General features: G+C 33.4%; 2 protein-coding genes. Both read right to left on the bottom strand.

The features are described from left to right. Positions 1-129: 129 nt before the first annotated feature. On the bottom strand, positions 130-1,128 hold the full coding sequence (locus tag KI356_RS27325; RefSeq protein WP_212937019.1) for an NADP-dependent oxidoreductase: 999 nt from the start codon (positions 1,126-1,128) through the stop codon (positions 130-132). Between the two features lie 18 nt (positions 1,129-1,146). After that, a partial coding sequence (locus tag KI356_RS27320; protein WP_212937018.1) for an ArsR/SmtB family transcription factor occupies positions 1,147-1,445 on the bottom strand: 299 nt, incomplete at its 5' end.

The raw sequence follows: 1,445 nt of genomic DNA, 5'->3' as shown, positions 1-1,445 counted from the left end.
TTAACTAAAAGTATAATGTATTATTTCCCCTTGCAATCTATTGTAAGGACTTCAGTGCATTGTGTCTATTTAACAGCAAATACAAAAACTCCATTTTTCAAAAAGATTGATTAAAATGGAGTTTTGTTATTATTTGATTTTTACAATTATCTTTCCTTTAGCTCTTCCAGACTCTGAATATTCCATTGCTTTTTGAGCATCTTCAAAAGGGAAAACTCGATCAATTATAGGTTTGATTTTTCCAGCTTCAATATAGTTTGCAATAATACGCAATTGATCTCCGCTTGGTTTCATAAATAAAAATGAGTACTGAGCATTATGCTTTTTTTCAAGTGCAGTAAGTTTTTTACTTGCGAATGAAAATAAGAGTGTTTTAAAAAATCCGGAACCAAATTCTTTACCGAATCGAGCATTCGGCATTCCTGAAACGGAAACAATGTTCCCTCCGCTTTTTATAATATTGAATGATTTTTCAAGTGTTGTCCCGCCGATTGTATCAAATACCGCATCATAATTTGTTAGTATATCTTCAAATTTCTCTGTTTTGTAATTAATAATTTCATCTGCGCCAAGAGACTTTACTAAATTCGCACCAGCCTCACTAGCAGTTGTTGTAACGGTAGCACCCATTATTTTTGCTAACTGAATAGCGAAAGTACCGACACCACCGGATCCAGCGTGAATTAAAATCTTTTGTCCTTGTTGTAATTGTATGATGTCATGTAAGGCTTGATATGATGTTAATCCAACGAGTGGAATCGAAGCAGCTTCCTCAAAACTTAAATTTTTTGGCTTTAAGGCTATATCATCCTCATGAATGGCTATATATTCCGCAAAAGTACCGATTTTATCTTTTCTTGGACGTGCATATATTTCATCGCCAACTTTAAAGCGAGTCACTTTTGCTCCAACCTTTACGATGACACCGGAAAAATCATTACCAAGGATTAGGGGCATTTCATATTTAAGCAACATCTTCACTTTTCCATCGCGTATTTTAAAATCAATTGGGTTAATACTAGCTGCATGAATTTCTGCGAGCACCTCATACTCATTTATTTCAGGAGTAGGTACCTCTGTCATACGCATTGGGATTTTTCCATATTTATCAATTATCATTGCTTTCATTTCTTATACCTCCAAATTTCAATAAAAGTTTTGCAATAGCTTTTCAATATCTAATACAAGATTTTTTAATAAACTTAATTTTGTACGTATATCAATATAATAAAAATTCTTTGTACCTTCTTTTCTCATTAAAATAATGCCAGCTTCTCGTAAAATTTTAAGATGATGTGATACTGCTGGACGGGAAAGGTGTGTTTGCTTCGTGATTTCTCCTACACGTAATCCTGTTTGACATTCCGTTTCCATTAGCACTAACAAAATAGACTGACGCGTTTCATCACCAATTGCCAATAATACTTTTTGAGAATCAATAAAAT

Origin of the sequence: Bacillus hominis (assembly GCF_018332515.1) — a bacterium.
GTDB lineage: Bacteria > Bacillota > Bacilli > Bacillales > Bacillaceae_G > Bacillus_A > Bacillus_A hominis.
Note: the sequence above shows the minus strand (reverse complement) of the source record. Positions and strands in the feature narration are given on the sequence as shown.

Coding starts and splice junctions, on each gene's coding strand:
- KI356_RS27325 (WP_212937019.1), bottom strand. CDS start 1,128: ATGAAAGCAATGATAATTGATAAATATGGAAAAATCCCAATGCGTATG.